The sequence below is a fragment of the Myxococcus virescens genome (assembly GCF_900101905.1).
GTDB lineage: Bacteria > Myxococcota > Myxococcia > Myxococcales > Myxococcaceae > Myxococcus > Myxococcus virescens.
Genome location: NZ_FNAJ01000008.1, coordinates 171,745 through 187,765, shown reverse-complemented (window position 1 = coordinate 187,765; position 16,021 = coordinate 171,745). Strand labels below are relative to the sequence as shown.

Genomic DNA, 16,021 nt, shown 5'->3' with positions numbered 1-16,021 from the left:
GGCTTTCGTGGTGATGCGCGTCGCCGCGGTGCACGCCGCATGGCATGCTCTTGCGTGAGAGGGACATGGATACAATTCGTCAGGACATCCGGTTTGGCGCCAGGTTGTTGCTCAAGAGTCCGACGTTCACCCTGGTCGCGATGATGACGCTGGCGCTGGGGATTGGCGCGAGCACGGCGATATTCAGCGTGGTCAACTCCATCTGGCTGCAACCCATGCGTTTCCCGCATGAGGAGCGTCTGGTGATGGTGTGGGACTCGCTTCCCAAGGCGGGTGTCGAGCGGAGCGAGACATCCCTGGCGACGCTGGAGGACTGGACCGCGCAGGCGGGGGTCTTCGAGCACGTGGCGGGGATTGTTCCGCGGAGCTTGAACATGGGCGGCGCGCTGCAGCCGGAGCGGCTCCAGGCGTTTCGGGTGGGCGCCGCGCTGTTCCCCGCGCTGGAGGCGAGGCCCTCGCTGGGCAGGGCGTTCTCCGCGGAAGAAGACCGCGTGGGTGGCGAGGCGGTGGTGGTGCTGTCGGACGCGTTGTGGCGGCGCCGGTTCGGTGGCGCGCCCTCCGTGCTGGGTGAGTCCGTCACGCTGGATGGTGAGCCCTACACGGTCGTGGGCGTGATGCCGAAGAGCTTCGACTTCCCGCCTGGCGCCGAAGCCTGGGTGCCGCTCGCGCCGACGCAGGCGGAGCTGGATGCGCGCGGGGACCGGAAGGTGCGGGTGGTGGGCCGCCTCAAGCCCGGCTTCTCCGTGTCGATGGCGGAGGACGCCCTGCGGGTCCTCGCGGGGCAACTGGCGGAGCGGTACCCCGACACGGATTCGGAGCGCACCGTGCGGCTGACGTCCGTGCGCGAGGCCTACCTGGGGCCCCTGAGGCCGCTGCTCATCACCCTGGCGGGCGCGGTGGGCTTCGTGTTGCTCATCGGGTGCGCGAACGTCGCGAGCCTGCTGCTGGCGCGCGCGGCGGCCCGGCGGCGGGAGCTGGCGATTCGTGGGGCGCTGGGCGCGAGCCCGACGCGCCTGATGGTCCAGGCCCTGACCGAGAGCGTCTTGCTGTCGCTCCTGGGCGGGGGATTGGGAATCCTGGGCGCGCTGTGGGGCACGCACATGATTGCCACCATGCTGCCGCCCGGGTTGGCGGAGCGCCTGCCAGGGTGGCAATCCATCCAGGTGGATGGAGGGGCGCTGCTGTTCTGTGTCGGGCTGTCCGCCATCACCGGGGTGCTGTTTGGGCTGGCGCCCGCGTTCCAGATGTCGCGGCAGAACCCGCTGGAGGCGATGCGGGAGGGGGCGGGCGCCACGGCGGGGCGAAAGAGCATCCGCTCGGCCCTGGTGACGGCGGAGGTGGCCCTGGCCTTGATGCTGGTCGTCGGCGCGAGCCTGATGCTTCGAAGCCTCTACCAGCTCCAGGGGACCTCACCCGGCTTCGCCGCCGAACGCGTGTTCTACTTCGACGTCACGCTGCCGGAGACCAAGTATCCGACGGACGCCGAGCGGGTTCGCTTCTTCCATGCGCTGCAGGAGCGGTTGTCCTCCGTGCCGGGAGCCCAGGCCGTCTCGGCGGCCAGCCTGCCGCCCATCAGCCGTCGCAGCCAGAGCTCGAACATCTATCTGGAGGGGCAGCCGAAGCCGCAGCCCGGGCAGCTGCCCGAGGCCAGTCAGCGCGTCATCTCCCCGGGCTATTTCCGGACCATGGGCATCCCCTTGCACGAGGGGCGCGATTTCAACGCGTTGGACGTGGAGGATTCGCCCCGGGTCGCGATGATCAACTCGGCCCTGGCGCGGCGCTTCTGGCCCGGGGAGTCGCCGCTGGGCAAGCGCTTCTTCACGGGGGGCACCGAGCCGTGGGAGGTCATCGGCGTGGTGGGTGACGTCCGGACGCTGTGGCGCGGGCAGGTGCGTTCATCCGTGCCGGAGTTCTACCTGCCACTGGCGCAGGCCCCGCGTGACGCGATGGTGATGATGGTGACCGTGGGAGGGACGGGAGCGGCGGCGTCGTCGCTGGCGCTGGCCTTGCGTGAGGGAATGGCGTCGTTGGACCCCGAGCAACCACCGCCGTCGCCGCGGCCTTTGGAGGAGCTCATCGCGGAGTCGTTCGGCTCCAGGCACCTGCTGGCCGCGCTGCTGGGGTTCTTCGCGTGCGTGGCGCTGCTGCTGGCCGCCGGGGGCGTCTACGGCATCATGGCCTATTCCGTCACCCAGCGGCGGACCGAGATTGGCGTGCGCATGGCGCTGGGTGCGCGGGAGGGGAGCATCTTCTGGTTGATATTGAGCCAGGCGCTGCGGCTCGCCGGGCTGGGCGTCATCATCGGCTCCGTGCTGGCGCTGGTCCTGGCGCGGGGCCTGTCGAAGTTGCTCTTCGAGGTCAGCCCCGCGGACCCGCTCGTCTTCCTCGGGACGGCATGCGTGCTGCTCTTCGTGGCGCTGGTGGCGGGCTACGTGCCCGCCTGGCGCGCCGCGCGCGTCCCGCCCAGCATGGCCATGCGCGAGGAGTGAGGGCTCAGGCGGCGATGAACTGCCGTTCCACGAGGCGCTTGTAGAGGCCGTCCTGGGTGATGAGCGCCTCGTGGTTTCCGTGCTGGACGACGCGGCCCTGGTCCAGCACGAAGATGCGGTCGACGCCCGCCACGGTGGACAGGCGGTGGGCGATGATGAGGGTGGTGCGCCCCACCATGAGCCGGTCCAGCGCCTCCTTGACCAGGTGCTCGCTTTCGGAGTCCAGCGCGCTGGTGGCTTCGTCCAGGATGAGCAGGCGCGGATCCTTGAGGACCGCGCGGGCAATGGCGACGCGCTGCTTCTGTCCGCCCGAGAGCTGGATGCCCCGCTCGCCGACGCGCGTGCGGTAGCCTTCTGGAAATCGGCTCACGAAGTCGTGGGCATTGGCGACGCGGGCCGCGGCTTCCACTTCCGCATCGGTGGCGTCGGTGCGTCCGTAGCGGATGTTGTCGGCGATGCTGCCCGAGAAGAGCGTGGGCTCCTGCGACACGATGCCGATGTTCTGACGGAGCCAGCGGACGTCGAGCGTTCGCAGGTCCGTCCCATCGACGAGGATGGCCCCCTGGTCCGGATCGTAGAAGCGCATCAACAGCGAGGCGACGGTCGACTTGCCCGCGCCCGAGTGTCCCACCAGCGCCACGACTTCACCGGGGGCGACGTCCAGGTCCAGGCCTTGGAGGACGGGCACGTCGCGGCGCGTGGGGTAGCTGAAGCTGACGTCGCGGAAGCGCAGGTGGCCTTCCATGTTCGCGGGCCGCTCGCCGCCGCTGACGGAGATGGCGGGCGTACGGTCGATGAGCTCGAAGACGCGCTCGGTGGCGCCTCCGGCCTTCATGAACTCCGCCCACAGCTCGCTCAGGGCGCCGACGGCCATGACGACCATCAGCGTGTACATCAGGAAGGAGGTCAGTCCACCCACCGTGATGTCGCCCGAAACGACCATGTGCGTGCCGTACCAGAAGACGAGCAGGGTCGAAGCCAGGCCGGTGAAGCCCGTTCCTCCCATGAAGAAGCCCGAGGAGACGATTCGCGTGCGCGCCAGCGACAGGGCCTTGCCGATGGCACGGCCATAGCTCCGGCGCTCCGCGTCTTCGGCGACGAAGGCCTGGACCGTCTGGATGCCATAGAGGGACTCGGCGGCGACTTCATTGGCTTCGGCCACCGCGGCCTGGGCGTCTCGCGCGAGCTGCCGGGCCTTGCGGCCGTAGAACAGCGCCCCCAGCGTCACGGGAGGGACGACCGCCAGCATGACGAGCGTCAACCGGGGCGAGGTGTAGAGCAGCAGCGCCAGCCCGCCAATCAACGTGGTCGCGTTGCGGAGCATGATGGCGATGTGCGTACTGACGGCGCCCTGGATGAGGGCGGTGTCCGTGGACAGCCGGCTGGTGAGGCCGCCCGTGCGGTGCTGGTCGAAGAACGCGATCTCCTGCTCCAGCAAGCTGCGATACAGCCGCTCCCGCAGGTCGCTGACGATGCGCTCACCCGCGATGTTGAAGAAGGCGAAGCGCAGCCCGATGGCCACCGACTGGATGAAACACACCCCCAGCATCCACAGGGTGGTGTCGTTCACCATGTCGAGCGTGGCGGTGGTCAAGGCTTCGTCGAGGATGACCCGGATGGCCTGTGGGAAGAGCAGTCCTCCCGCGCTTCCGATGAAGAGGAAGCACGTGCCGAGCAAGAGCAGCCTCCACTCGGGACGAGCCAGTGCCAGGACGCGACGAAGGGATGCGTGGCTCAGCGGCGGATTCTGAATCAAGCCCATTGCACGCAGGCTAGTCCAGATGCCGGCAAAGTTGTAATCCCGACAAAACTGGTGATGCAGGCGGGCCCCGGCGCATGTCTCACGCCGGGGCCCCTGGGCTTCAGGGCCTACTGCGCGGTGCCCTTGGCCAGCTCGGCGACATAGGCGGCGGCAATCTTGGAGAACTTGAGCGCGTGCGCGGCGCTGCTGTCGGAGTTCGCCAGGGTGTCCCTGGGGGTGTGGATGTTGGGATTCTTCTGGGCAACGGTCCCCTCGAAGGGGATGGAGGCCGCGTAACCCTGGTTGTGCCAGGAGGCGTGGTCCGAGCAACCATAGCCGCAGGTCGTGTCGATGAACTGCACGCCGACGTACGTCGTTATCAGGTTGCGGATGAACTGGTTCTGGGCGGCGTTCGTGTTGTCGATGACGATGCCCACATCCCTTGTGGCGTTGGGGTGCTTGTAGTTCGTCATGTCGAGCTGCATCACCCCCACGACGTTGATGTTGTTGTTCTTGTGGAAGAGGGCGATTTCCCGCGAGCCGCGCAGGCCCGTCTCCTCCGCGGCGTAGGCCATGAACTTCACCGTCCGCAGGGGGCGGTAGTTGCGAGCCATGGCGGCGCGGATGACTTCGGTGAACGTCGCGATGCCGGACGCATCGTCATCGGCGCCGGGCGCGGCGCTGGTGGAGCTGATGGAGTCCAGGTGGCCGCCCACCACGACGACCTCGCCAGACAGCTCGGTGCCCGGGATGGTGAGGATGACCGAGGGCTGCCGCCAGCCCGCGTGCGGGTAGTACGCCACGGTGACGTCCGTGCGCCCCGCGCCGGTGACGTAGCCCTGCCACTTCGCCAGGAGCATGGCCGCGGCGTCCACGCCCCCTTGCGAGCTCTGGCTGCGCGTGGGGAAGGCGGACAGGTCGGCGATGGTGGTGCGGATGTTCGCGGCAGAGAGCTCACCCACCAGGGTGTTCACGGTCGCGGCGTTGGTGAGGGTGTAGCTGACGGCCTTCTGGGTCGCATTGGGGGCTACGGGCGCCAGGGACGCCAGTGCTTCCTCCTTCGTCTCGTAGGTGATGAAGCCCGCGCACCGGTCGAACTTCTCGTGCATCATCAGCGCCAGCCTCGACAGCTGAGACTCCTTCAGCTGGAACACGCCCGCGTGCTCCTGCTGCTTGAGGGCGGTGGGCACGTTCCAGCCTTCGGCCGCGAAGGTCTCCTGCATGGGCGTGATGGCATCCGTGCCAATCGCAATCCAGACAGTCTTGTCAGCTGGCTTGGCCTTGAGCGGCTCGGCAAGGGCCAGCGGGGCATTCAGCAGCAACAGCGAGACCGGCATCCAGGTCTTCATCCGCATTGCTCCTCCAGGGAGACGGCGTTGCGTCGCAGCACGGGGGACGTGCTGCGGAGAGGAGCCTCTGCTTTTCGAGAAATAAAGGCTTTCTGAGTCCTGGTCGGATTGTGAAGAAGAGGACATGCCCAGAGTGAAGTCGCGCTGAGCGGGCAGGCGCTTCGTTCCCCGCACCGCCTGAATCTCCGCGCCGGGCTGCTGCATCTCTTTGTCGTAGAGTGGCGCCGCTGGCATGCGCTGGTGCGTGACCTGTGTGGCGTGGTGCCCGTCGGGAGGCAGGATGGCCTTGGACTGCGACTGGCTCATCATCGGCTCGGGGTTTGGAGGCAGCGTCAGCGCGCTCCGGCTGACCGAGAAGGGCTACCGCGTCCTGGTGCTGGAGAAGGGGCGGCGCTTGCGCGCCCCGGACTTCCCGAAGACGAACTGGGAGCTGAAGCGCTGGCTCTGGATGCCCACGCTGGGGTGGCGGGGCCTGTTCGAGATGTCGTTCTTCCGCCACGTCACCGTTCTGTCAGGCGTGGGCGTGGGCGGCGGCTCGCTCGTGTACGCCAACACGCTCCCCATCCCCCGGGACGACTTCTTCCAGGCCTCCTCGTGGGGCCACCTCGCCGCGTGGAAGGAGGAGCTGGCGCCGCACTACACCACCGCGCGGCGGATGCTGGGCGCCACGCCGAATCCCCTGCGCACCGTGCCAGACCGGGTGCTCCAGGACGTGGGCACGGACCTGGGCCGCACCGACTTCCAGCCCACCACCGTGGCCGTGTACTTCGGCGAGCCGGGTGTCACCGTGAAGGACCCGTACTTCAACGGTGAGGGACCGGACCGGACGGGTTGCACTGCGTGTGGTGGGTGCATGCTGGGGTGTCGCTTCGACGCCAAGAACACGCTCGACAAGAACTACCTCCACCTGGCGGAGCGGCGCGGCCTCACGCTGCACGCGGACACCGAAGTCACCTGGGTGCGACCGCTGCCAGACGGGGGCTACGAGGTCGAAGCGCTCCAAGGGGCGCGGCGCTTCTTCCGGAAGAAGGTGCGGTTCACCGCGAAGCACGTCGTCTTCGCGGGGGGCGTGCTGGGCACCCTGGACCTGCTGCTCAAGTTGAAGGCGAGCCCGGACGGACTGCCGCGTCTGTCGGACCGGCTGGGAGACGGCGTGCGCACCAACTCCGAGGCGCTCGTGGGGGTGGTGAGCGGCCGCAAGGGGCAGGATTTGTCACGGGGCATCGCCATCGGTTCCATCCTGCACACCGATGCCCAGTCCCACCTGGAGCCGGTGCGCTACTCGGCGGGCTCGGGCTTCTTCCGGTTGCTGATGGCGCCGCAGGTGTCTGGGGCCACGATGCTCCAGCGCTTCGTGCGGCTGGTGGGCCTGCTGGTCCGGCATCCGCTGCGCTTCCTCAAGGCGTGGTTCGTCCCGGACTTCGCGCGGCGGACGATGATTCTGCTCTACATGCGCACCTTGGAAGGGCACCTGCGCATGACGCGCTCGCGGAGGCTGGGGCTGAGCACGGCGCTCCAGGAGGGCCCGGCGCCGAGCGCGAACATGCCGGAGGCGTTCGACCTGGCCCGGCGCGTGGCGGATAAGCTGGATGGCTATCCGATGACCATCGTCAGCGAGACCCTGCTGGGCATTCCGACGACGGCGCACATCCTGGGCGGCTGCTGCATGGGGGACTCGGCGGAGACGGGCGTCATCGACTCACGGCACCGCGTGTTCGGCCATGAGGGGTTGTATGTGGTGGACGGCTCCGCCATCTCCGCCAACCCGGGCGTCAATCCGTCGCTCACGATTACGGCGCTGGCCGAGCGCGCGATGACCTTCATTCCCGCGGCCCGGACGGCGCCGCGGGACGAGGTGGCCTCGCCCGCGGGGCCCGTGTCCTCGGGCGCCCGCGCGAGCTGAGGCTACAGGCGGACCTGGAGCTCGTAGCGGCGGTTCTTCGCCTTCTTGGCGGCGGTGTCGTCGGGCTTCACCAGCGGCTTCTCGGAGCCGTAGCCCACGGCGATGATTTCGCCCCGGGGGATGCCGCGCGCGATGAGCTCCTTGACGATGGTCTCCGCGCGCTGCTCGCTGAGCTTCTTGTTCTTGGCCGCGTCACCGGTGGAGTCGGTGTGGCCGGAGACCTCGAACTTGTAGGACTTCACGCCGGCGGCGACGAGCTGCTTCTTGGCGTCGACGAGCGCGTTGGTCAGCTTCTTGAGCTTGGCGTCGCAGCCGGCATCGAGCTGGGCTGTGCCTGTCTTGAAGCTGCACTGGTTCTGCCGGCCCTCGTCCATCAGCTTGGTGTTGACGCGCTTCTCCACGGCGGACTTGCCGGCATCGCCCGCGGCCTTGGTGAGGGCGCCGAACCCGCCCTGCGCGAAGGCCACGCCGGGAAGGGTGAGTAGCGACACGGTGATGCACAGGGCCTTGAGCTTCATACGTGAGGACGCCTCCGTTGGATGGGCGGTGTTCGCCGGGCGGAAGGCTGCCCGGGGGCCGCGCCTTCGTCCAGCGGCGCGATGTCTCATGGGAGGGGGGACGGGGGCCCGTCCGCCCGGCTGGTAAAACTTGCCTCGGTGCGTGAGGGGGGCAGCATGTCACTCCGGGTCCCTTCGCACAGCGAGGCAGGCGTGAGCAGCAGCAGTCGAACGGAGCGTTGGCGGCGGCTTCTTTCAGGTTACCGGGTGGGCTCGGAGAAGAAGCCGCTGGAGGAGCCGGCGCCCGTCCTGAGTGACATGGACGCGCTGCTCCAGGACGAGCGGACCGACTACGACCGGGACTATGACCGCATCGTCTTCTCCGCGGAGTTTCGTTGCCTGCACGACAAGACGCAGGTGTTTCCGCTGTCCACGAGCGACTACACGCGCACGCGGCTGACGCACAGCATCGAGGCTTCGTGTGTCGGGCGCTCGCTGGGGAATCTGGCGGGGCGGGGGCTGCGGGCGCGCGACGTCATGGTGAATCCCTCGCACCTGGGCACCATCGTCGCGGCGGCGTGCCTGGCGCATGACATTGGCAATCCGCCCTTCGGCCACTCCGGCGAGGCGGCCATCCAGCATTGGGTGTCACAGCGGCTGGCGCGGCCCGGTGCCGAGGTGGACGGGCGGAAGAGCCCCTTCGAGACGGTGGGGCAGTGGCAGGACCTGGAGGCCTTCGAGGGCAACGCGCAGGGCTTCCGAATCCTCAACCGGCTTCAGTCGCGCGAGCGGCGGGGCGGCCTGCGCTACACCGCGGCGACGTTGGGGGCGATGAGCAAGTACCCGCGCGCGTCGGTGCTGCCGGGCGGGCGTGAGCGGGACAAGGGGCGCGTGTCCGAGAAGAAGTTTGGTTACTTCCAGGACGACGAGGCCCTTGCGCTGGAGGCGTACCGCGCGGTGGGCCTGGTGGAGCGGGAGGCTGGCGTGTTCTCCCGGCACCCGTTGGCGTTCCTGGTCGAGGCGGCGGATGACATCTGCTACGCGGTCATCGACCTGGAGGACTCGGCGAAGCTGGGGCTGATTCCCATCAAGGATGCGTGTGAGTTGCTGGACGCGGTGCTGCCTCGTCCGGTGAAAGGGCCTGTGCGCCCGCCGCCGTCGCATCCGGAGACGCGGCTGGCGCAGGCGCGAGCGCGGGCGATTGGCGAGCTCATCCAGGCGTGCGTGAAGGTGTTCCTGGAGAACGTGGAGGCGATGGAAGACGGGACGTGGGAGACGCCGTTGGCCTCCGCGCGGGATGACGTGGCGAAGCCGTTGAAGGCCATCCGCAACCTCACGCGGCGCTACGGCTATGAGAGCGAGCGCGTGCTCCAGATTGAGAGCGCGGGTTTCAAGACGCTGGGCGGATTGCTGGACATGTTCGCGATGGCGGTCGTCACCGACACGCCGAACCGCGAGGAGAAGAAGCTGCGGCAATTGCTGCCACTGGACCTCTTCCAGCGTCCGGAGCACGTCCGGGACATGGCGGAAGAGCCCACGTCCCGAGACGAAGCCATCACCGAGGCGGTGGCCCGTCTGTCGAAGTACCAGCGGCTGCTGTGCGTGACGGACTACATCTCCGGCATGACGGATGGCTTCGCCGTGGAGCTGTTCCAGCGGCTGTCAGGCATCAAGCTGCCGACGTGAGACGCGTGGCGTGCCTCAGTCCCCGGCGACGGCAATCTGCCAGTCGCCTTCGGGGGTGATGCCCACGCGCAGGCCGAGGTAGCTGCCCTGGTCCTTCATCCCCGCGATCTCGTCGTCCGGGTAGACGCCCTTGAGCGCGCCCCAATCCTTGTCGGATGTCGCGCCGGTGACGTGGACGGCCGGCCAGAAGTAGAGATTGTCCTGCTTCGCGTAGGGCAGGTTCAGGACCTTGACGATGCGCGCCAGCTCCGGGTTGCCCAGCTTCTCCGCTGCACGCCAGTACTCTCCCGCGTCGGTGCCGTCGCCGAAGGTGAACCGCACGGCTTTGCCGTTCTCGTCCGCCAGGGTGTTGAGCGCCGTGTAATCACAGGCCACCGCCGCGGCGATGATGCGCTGACGCATCGACTCCACGGGCGCTGGCAGCGCCGGGGCAGCCGGTGCTGCGCGCGGAGACAAGCTCGCCGCTGAGCAGGTGCCCTTCTCCGCGGCCGGCGCTCCCGTGTACTCGCCGACGCCCGAATCGGCGTTGGCCGCTTCGGCCGTTGCCGAGCCCGGCGCCGCGGCATCCGGGCTGCCCGCGCCCTGGTACTCCGTGCTCGGAGCGGGGGAGGGTGTCTGTCCCTTGCCCGGTGCGGCAGGGGCGACAGGCGCGGCGGCGACACCCGAGTCGACTCCGGCGGTGGGGCTCGAGGTTCGCTCAGTGCAGGCGACGAGCGAGGCGGCGACACAGAGAGAAAGCAGCGAAGTCCGGTTCATGGCCCACCCGTTGTAGTCCAGCAGACAGGCGGCGGGCTCCGGATTCCGTTGCTCAGCCGCCGCCTTTTGGTGACTCGATGACGACGGCGAAGGGGTCGAAGGGCTTGTCATCCTTCTTCTTCGCGCTCGGCATGCCGAACTCGCCGGTGGGGTGCTCAGGCCGGACCGACGTGTACGGGTCGATCTTCACCGGAACGCCAAACACCTTCGGGTTCTTCTTGGGGCCGTCGCTCATGCCGCCCATGCTACCGCAGCATCCACCCGCCTGTTCGGCCGCACTGGCCAGGCGTCTTCTTGGGCATTCGGCCAGCCAGGGCGATACTTCCTGCCCATGTGTGGCCGTGTCACCGTTCGAACCTCTCCTGAGCAGATTGTCACCGGTCTGGGCCTCGCAGGCATCCGTACCGCCGTGGAGCGCCCGCGCTTCAATCTCTGTCCCACGCAGTTGATGCCCGTGGTGACCAACGATGGCGCACGGATGCTGGATGCCTTCCGCTGGGGGCTCGTCCCGTCGTGGGCGAAGGACCCTGCCATTGGCAACAAGCTCATCAACGCACGGGGCGAAACCGTGGCGGAGAAGCCCAGCTTCCGTTCCGCGCTCAAGCGGCGCCGTTGCCTCGTCGTGGTGGATGGCTGGTACGAGTGGAAGCAGTCCACGAAGCCGAAGACGCCGTATTACTTCCACCGCAAGGACGGGCAGCTCCTGACGCTCGCGGGGCTGTGGGAAGAGTGGACCGCGCCCGACACGGGCGAGGTGCTCAACACCTGCACCATCATCACCATCGGGCCCAACGCGCTGATGGCGCCCATCCATGACCGGATGCCCGTCATCCTCGAGCCGGAGGCCCAGGAGGTGTGGCTGCGTCCGGAGCCGCAGGAGTCCTCGGTGCTGCTCCCGCTGCTGGTGCCCTGCGCCGAGGAGTCGCTGGACGCCTACGAGGTGTCGCGCGTGGTGAACTCCCCCGCCAACGACACCCCGGAGTGTGTGGAACGCGTGGCCGCCTGATCCGCGTGGTTCAGGCGCGGCGGCGGACCTTCGCGTCGAGGCTCCACGGCCCCGCGCCGATGAGCGCGATTCCGGCCATGACGGCGAGGTAGAGCAGCGCCATTTCCATGCGGCCGAAGGGGTCCGCGCGGTGCCGGTAGAGGGCCACTGCCATGGTGAAGCCCGCCATCGCCGCCGCCGGACGCGTGAAGAGGCCCACAGCCACGAGCAGCCCGCCCAGGAACTCCGCCAACGTGGCGCACCAGGCGAAGAACGTCGGAAACGGGAATCCGAGCTGCGCCACGCCCGCCGCGAACTTGCTCATGTCGCCGGTGAGCTTGGGCAGGCCGTGCCCCAGCGCCAACGAGAGACCGAACACCACGCGGATCAACGTCAAACCCACCGCGGACTTACCCACCATGCTGTGTACCTCCCAGGTTGCCCGCGCATCCTCGCACGGCGACGTGCGTCACGCAGCGTTACGCGGAGCGTTTGGGCGCGCGCATGTCGCTGATGGTCAGCGGATGCCGGGCGCCCTGCGGGGAGACGAGCGCGGCGCTGAGGACGAAGTCCTGACCCATGCGGAGCTCCAGCGTGGTGGGGCCCTTGTAGGTGGTGCGCCAGTCCAACTCGACGCGGACGGTGCCTAGCAGCTCGCGGTCCACGGTGGTGGTGTCCAGCGCCTCGAAGAGGGCGATGGAGAGCGGCCCGGGAATCATCGGCAGCTCCAGCGTCACGGACTTCGTCGCGGGCACGGGGGTGTTGGCGGGGATGACCTCGTGCTGCGCGCCGCCGGGGACCATGATGCTGATGGGCATGGGCACCACGTCCGCCAGGCCGGTGATGCCGCGCGCCAGGTTCCGGCCGAGGATGGCCGCGCCCACCGCGACGCCGAGCTCCGGGTTGACCTCCTTGTCGGAGGACATGCGCTTGAAGTGGGAGAAGCGCTGGCGGATGGCGGGCATGCGCGTCTGGCCGCCGACGAGGACCAGCTCGTCAATCTGGTCTGCCTTCAGCTTCGCGCGCTCCAGCACGTCGTCGCAGGCGGAGGCGGTGCGCTCGATGAGCTGGAAGGCCATCTCCTCCAGGCGCTTGCGGGTGAGCGTGAAGTCGAAGTCGATGAAGCCGCCGTCCTTCTGGGCGATGCACGGCACGCGGAGCACCGTGGCGTCGCGCTGGCTCAGCGCCATCTTCGCGGACTCAGCGGCGAAGACGAGCCGCTGCATCACCACCTTGTTCCCGCGCAGGTCGATGCCGTGCTTCTGGTGGAAGTCGTCCACCAGCATCTCCACGATGCGCTCGTCGAAGTTGGCGCCGCCCAGGAAGGCATCACCGCCGGTGGCCAGCACCTTCACCACCTTGTTCTGCACCGCGAGCAGGGTGGCGTCGAAGGTGCCGCCGCCCAGGTCGAACACCATCACCGTCTGCTCGGGGTTGCGCAGGTTGGCGTAGTAGAGCGCGGCGGCGGTGGGCTCGTTGACGATGGCGCGCACCTGGAGGCCGGCCTGCTCCGCGGCATGGCGCACCGCCGCGCGCTGGCGGCTGCTGGCGTGCGCGGGCACGGTGAGCACGCACTCGCGGAAGGGCGTGCCGGCGGCGTGGTTCGCCAACGTGAGAATCTGCTTGATGATGAGGTGCGCCACGTCCGTCAGCGACGTCTGCTTCCCGTACATCGTCACGGCCGTGTAGCCGTCCTCGGCCTCGACGAGCTCGAAGGCGTACTTGTCCTTGTGCTGGGTGACGTACTCGGACTGGAAACGGCGGCCCAGGAAGCGCTTGGCGCCGAAGACGGTGTGGCGCGGGTCATCAATGATTTGCCGGCGCGCGGCGTGGCCAACGAGGGCCTTGTCCGCCGCGTGGAACCAGACGACGGAAGGCAGCGTGACGCTCTTGTCCGTCACCGGAACGACGCGAAGCTTGCCGGCCTTGTCGAAGAAGGCCGCGGCCGTGTTGGTGGTCCCGAAGTCGATGCCAAGGATGGAGCCCGTACTCATCACCGCTGACTCTCCCACGTCCCGTGGGCACGTTCAGCCCCTGAAAATGCCGTCGAGTACAGCGTGGGTGGGTCACTTGAATCCCGGTTGCGCTTCGCTTCACTCCGCGGCGGCGGTGGGAGGCGACGGGCAGTAGAAATGTACCGTTGGGTGGGCGCAGCGCGTACGCGGGGGCTTGCCGGCTCGAAGGCTGGGGCCTCGAGGTCCGTGCCGGTGTTCGTCGTTGACCGGCCCGTGCCTTCGTTTCATGGATGCGCGCCATGGCCATGGGGCATGTGGATCGAAGTCTGGTTCGGGATGTCGCGGCGATTGCCGCCGCCTCTGGCGTCATCGGGGCTTCGTTCGGTGCCATCGCGGTGGCGTCGGGATTGTCGGTGTGGGTCGCGTTGGCCATGTCCGTGCTCGTCTTCGCGGGCGGTTCGCAGTTCATGGCCGTGGGGGTGGTGGCGGGCGGTGGCAGTCCCGTGGCCGCGGTCATCGCGGGGCTGCTGCTCAACGCGAGGCACCTGCCGTTCGGCTTGGTGATTTCGGACGTGCTGGGAAAGCACTGGCTCGTGCGGCTGATCGGCACGCACTTGATGGTGGACGAGTCCGTGGCGTTCGCGCTCGCGCAGCCCACGCCGGAGCGCCGGAAGGCGGCGTACTGGCTGTGCGGTGGGGCGCTGTTCATGGCCTGGAACGTGGGCGTCCTCGTCGGCGCCCTGGCGGGAACGGCGCTGGGCAGCCCGGAGGCGATGGGGCTCGATGCCGCGTTTCCCGCCGGGTTGCTGGCGCTGCTGCTGCCGTCGCTGACCGCCCCCGCCAGGCCTCCGAACGCCGAGCCCGGTATCACGGAGGGTGAGGTCGAGGCAGCACGCGCCCACGAAGCCCGCACGGCGGCTGCCCGGGCGCGCTGGGTGGCGGGGGGCGCGGCGCTCATCGCGCTCGCCACCACGCCGATTCTTCCCACGGGGGTTCCCGTGCTGCTCTCGCTGCTGGCGCTCGGGCTGGTGCTGCGATGACGCTGCTCCCCATCCTGGTTCTGGCGGCGGGCACCTATGCCTTCCGGCTCGCGGGCCCGCTGCTGAGTCAGCGCATGCAGGTGTCCGCGCGGGTCCAGGGCCTGCTGTCCCTCTCCGCGATTGCGCTGCTCACCGCGCTGGTGGCCACGGCCACGCTGACGTCGAACGGCGGCTTCTCGGGCTGGGCACGTCCGGCGGGGGTGCTCGCTGGCGCCGTGCTGGCGTGGCGGAAGCTGCCCTTCATCGTCGTGGTGGTGGGGGCGGCAGGTGTTGCAGCTTTGTTGCGAATGTCAGGAGTGAGTTGAATTTTGGCTAAATCGCGCACTGCGGCTTGATGAAGGGTGATGTGGGTGGCAGGCTTCACACTGTTAGTCGAATTTTCCCGGACTCAGTGAGGACCTGCCATGACTGGAATCGATCGCTCTTCGTCTTCAAGAAGCTCCCAGCGGGAATCGCGGGTGTCGGGAGGGGACTCCGCCCGCGGCCTCCGGAATGAGACGAACCGGCGCGAGGACGCGCGGCAGCCCGAGCAGAACAAGGCCAAGGGCTATTCGGTGAAGGACGGCTGGGACTCGCGGCCCGCCCACGCGGCGAAGCAGTCGCAACCGGCGGTCGAGGCCCAGGCCGTGGCTCCGGAGGGCGGAGTTGCCGCCGCGACGGAGCCGGACGTCGACTGGGACTTCATCGCCGAGCAGGAGGGCCGGGCGGTACAGGATGGCTATGTCCCGGACGCCACGGGGAGCAAGAGCGGTGTCACGGTGGGCACGGGCGTGGACCTGGGCGCCCGGGACATGAACGATTTGGACCGGCTGGGGCTGTCGGACGCGCTGAAGACGAAGCTGGAGCCCTACCTGGGCAAGAAGGGCCAGGACGCCGCGGACTTCCTGGCGGAGAACCCGCTGAACCTGACGGCGGAAGAGGTCAAGGAGCTGGACCGGGCCGTGAAGGGCGAGGCGCTGGACAACGTCGTCAACGAGTACAACACCGAGGTCGAGCGCCTGAACGCCGCGGACGGTGGCAGCCGGCCGAAGTTCGCGGAGCTGCCGCGGGAGATGCAGACGGTGATTGCCTCCGTGGGCTTCCAGTACGGCTCGCTGAAGACGGCCACGCCCAACTTCTTCGCGCAGGTGACGGAGCAGCGGTGGGACGACGCGAAGGCCAACCTGGAGGACTTCGGTGACCGCTATCCGTCGCGCCGTGGCCGCGAGGCGGATCTGCTGGGCGAGGGCATCGCGACCCTGAGCTGAGCCCGCTGCGTCGAACACGGCCCGGAGCGCGGCGGAGACGCCGAGGCTCCGGGCCTGCGCCCGCAGTGTGGGAGCCGCCCGGCTGGAGCGGCACACGTTCGCTTTCGCGCGTCTGGAATTGCGTGGCGGTAATGACTGTCAGGCAGTCAGGATTCGCTCTGTCCGCGGCGCAAGCCCAAGGCCTTCATTTTTTTAGAGAAATCCGACGAGTTGCGGGAGTTGGCGCCTGTTGATTCTGGTGGAAGTACGCGCACTTCCGATGCTGCTCCAGTTGCACGAGTGACGTTGAGTGGTCGCGCGATGAGCGCAGTTGAGCACGTGGCAGACACGCAGCTCGCTGATGCCTATCGCGCCAAGGTGCCGCCCATCCCTG

14 protein-coding genes are annotated in these 16,021 nt (G+C 68.4%); 7 read left to right on the top strand and 7 right to left on the bottom strand.

Translation table 11 applies throughout. The features are described from left to right. Nucleotides 1-65 precede the first annotated feature (65 nt). On the top strand, nt 66-2,489 hold the full coding sequence (locus BLU09_RS23300) for an ABC transporter permease (RefSeq protein WP_090491708.1): 2,424 nt from the start codon (nt 66-68) through the stop codon (nt 2,487-2,489). A gap of 4 nt (nt 2,490-2,493) precedes the next feature. Here BLU09_RS23300 and BLU09_RS23295 read toward each other — a convergent pair whose 3' ends face one another. Together BLU09_RS23295 and BLU09_RS23290 are read right to left on the bottom strand one after the other, a co-directional pair. Next, complete coding sequence (locus BLU09_RS23295) at nt 2,494-4,251, bottom strand: ABC transporter ATP-binding protein (RefSeq protein WP_090491707.1); 1,758 nt, start codon at nt 4,249-4,251, stop codon at nt 2,494-2,496. A gap of 107 nt (nt 4,252-4,358) precedes the next feature. Next, nucleotides 4,359-5,579 (bottom strand): M20/M25/M40 family metallo-hydrolase, encoded by a 1,221-nt coding sequence (locus tag BLU09_RS23290; protein WP_090491706.1) that lies wholly within the window; start codon nt 5,577-5,579, stop codon nt 4,359-4,361. A 280-nt stretch (nt 5,580-5,859) separates the two neighbouring features. Here BLU09_RS23290 and BLU09_RS23285 point away from each other — a divergent pair, with 280 nt between their 5' ends. Continuing rightward, nucleotides 5,860-7,482: a GMC family oxidoreductase gene (locus BLU09_RS23285; protein WP_090491705.1), complete on the top strand. Its 1,623-nt coding sequence runs from the start codon at nt 5,860-5,862 to the stop codon at nt 7,480-7,482. A gap of 2 nt (nt 7,483-7,484) precedes the next feature. On the opposite strand, the gene BLU09_RS23280 is transcribed toward BLU09_RS23285, so the two are convergent. After that, nucleotides 7,485-8,000, bottom strand: coding sequence for an OmpA family protein (locus tag BLU09_RS23280; RefSeq protein ID WP_090491704.1), 516 nt, complete (start codon nt 7,998-8,000; stop codon nt 7,485-7,487). Between the two features lie 246 nt (nt 8,001-8,246). On the opposite strand from BLU09_RS23280, the gene dgt reads away from it, so the two are divergent. Beyond that, on the top strand, nt 8,247-9,665 hold the full coding sequence (gene dgt, locus BLU09_RS23275) for a dGTP triphosphohydrolase (protein ID WP_090491703.1): 1,419 nt from the start codon (nt 8,247-8,249) through the stop codon (nt 9,663-9,665). A 15-nt stretch (nt 9,666-9,680) separates the two neighbouring features. Here the strand turns inward: dgt and BLU09_RS39480 are convergent, their stop codons facing one another. Together BLU09_RS39480 and BLU09_RS23265 are read right to left on the bottom strand one after the other, a co-directional pair. Further along, complete coding sequence (locus tag BLU09_RS39480) at nt 9,681-10,421, bottom strand: hypothetical protein (RefSeq protein WP_244171958.1); 741 nt, start codon at nt 10,419-10,421, stop codon at nt 9,681-9,683. Nucleotides 10,422-10,473: 52 nt separating this feature from the next. Next, a complete protein-coding gene (locus BLU09_RS23265; protein ID WP_090491820.1) occupies nt 10,474-10,656 on the bottom strand; it encodes a hypothetical protein in 183 nt (60 codons plus the stop codon). Nucleotides 10,657-10,752: 96 nt separating this feature from the next. Here BLU09_RS23265 and BLU09_RS23260 point away from each other — a divergent pair, with 96 nt between their 5' ends. Continuing rightward, on the top strand, nt 10,753-11,427 hold the full coding sequence (locus tag BLU09_RS23260) for an SOS response-associated peptidase (RefSeq protein WP_090491701.1): 675 nt from the start codon (nt 10,753-10,755) through the stop codon (nt 11,425-11,427). A 10-nt stretch (nt 11,428-11,437) separates the two neighbouring features. Here BLU09_RS23260 and BLU09_RS23255 read toward each other — a convergent pair whose 3' ends face one another. Further along, nucleotides 11,438-11,827, bottom strand: a complete 390-nt coding sequence (locus tag BLU09_RS23255; protein WP_011555131.1) for a DoxX family protein — start codon at nt 11,825-11,827, stop codon at nt 11,438-11,440. Between the two features lie 58 nt (nt 11,828-11,885). Then, a complete protein-coding gene (locus BLU09_RS23250) occupies nt 11,886-13,400 on the bottom strand; it encodes an Hsp70 family protein (RefSeq protein WP_090491700.1) in 1,515 nt (504 codons plus the stop codon). A 260-nt stretch (nt 13,401-13,660) separates the two neighbouring features. Between BLU09_RS23250 and BLU09_RS23245 the strand changes: the two genes are divergently transcribed. The 3 genes from BLU09_RS23245 (at nt 13,661) to BLU09_RS23235 (ending at nt 15,648) form a co-directional block, all read left to right on the top strand. Continuing rightward, nucleotides 13,661-14,401: an AzlC family ABC transporter permease gene (locus tag BLU09_RS23245; RefSeq protein WP_244171957.1), complete on the top strand. Its 741-nt coding sequence runs from the start codon at nt 13,661-13,663 to the stop codon at nt 14,399-14,401. Then, complete coding sequence (locus BLU09_RS23240; RefSeq protein WP_090491698.1) at nt 14,398-14,706, top strand: AzlD domain-containing protein; 309 nt, start codon at nt 14,398-14,400, stop codon at nt 14,704-14,706. The genes BLU09_RS23245 and BLU09_RS23240 overlap by 4 nt, the downstream gene beginning before the upstream one ends. Before the next feature lie 153 nt (nt 14,707-14,859). Continuing rightward, nucleotides 14,860-15,648, top strand: coding sequence for a pesticin C-terminus-like muramidase (locus BLU09_RS23235; RefSeq protein ID WP_244171956.1), 789 nt, complete (start codon nt 14,860-14,862; stop codon nt 15,646-15,648). The last annotated feature ends 373 nt before the right edge of the window (nt 15,649-16,021 follow it).

Coding starts and splice junctions, on each gene's coding strand:
- BLU09_RS23300 (WP_090491708.1), top strand. CDS start 66: ATGGATACAATTCGTCAGGACATCCGGTTTGGCGCCAGGTTGTTGCTC.
- BLU09_RS23260 (WP_090491701.1), top strand. CDS start 10,753: ATGTGTGGCCGTGTCACCGTTCGAACCTCTCCTGAGCAGATTGTCACC.
- BLU09_RS23290 (WP_090491706.1), bottom strand. CDS start 5,579: ATGAAGACCTGGATGCCGGTCTCGCTGTTGCTGCTGAATGCCCCGCTG.
- BLU09_RS39480 (WP_244171958.1), bottom strand. CDS start 10,421: ATGAACCGGACTTCGCTGCTTTCTCTCTGTGTCGCCGCCTCGCTCGTC.
- BLU09_RS23255 (WP_011555131.1), bottom strand. CDS start 11,827: ATGGTGGGTAAGTCCGCGGTGGGTTTGACGTTGATCCGCGTGGTGTTC.
- BLU09_RS23245 (WP_244171957.1), top strand. CDS start 13,661: ATGGCCATGGGGCATGTGGATCGAAGTCTGGTTCGGGATGTCGCGGCG.
- BLU09_RS23285 (WP_090491705.1), top strand. CDS start 5,860: ATGGCCTTGGACTGCGACTGGCTCATCATCGGCTCGGGGTTTGGAGGC.
- BLU09_RS23240 (WP_090491698.1), top strand. CDS start 14,398: ATGACGCTGCTCCCCATCCTGGTTCTGGCGGCGGGCACCTATGCCTTC.
- BLU09_RS23280 (WP_090491704.1), bottom strand. CDS start 8,000: ATGAAGCTCAAGGCCCTGTGCATCACCGTGTCGCTACTCACCCTTCCC.
- BLU09_RS23295 (WP_090491707.1), bottom strand. CDS start 4,251: ATGGGCTTGATTCAGAATCCGCCGCTGAGCCACGCATCCCTTCGTCGC.
- BLU09_RS23250 (WP_090491700.1), bottom strand. CDS start 13,400: ATGAGTACGGGCTCCATCCTTGGCATCGACTTCGGGACCACCAACACG.
- BLU09_RS23265 (WP_090491820.1), bottom strand. CDS start 10,656: ATGAGCGACGGCCCCAAGAAGAACCCGAAGGTGTTTGGCGTTCCGGTG.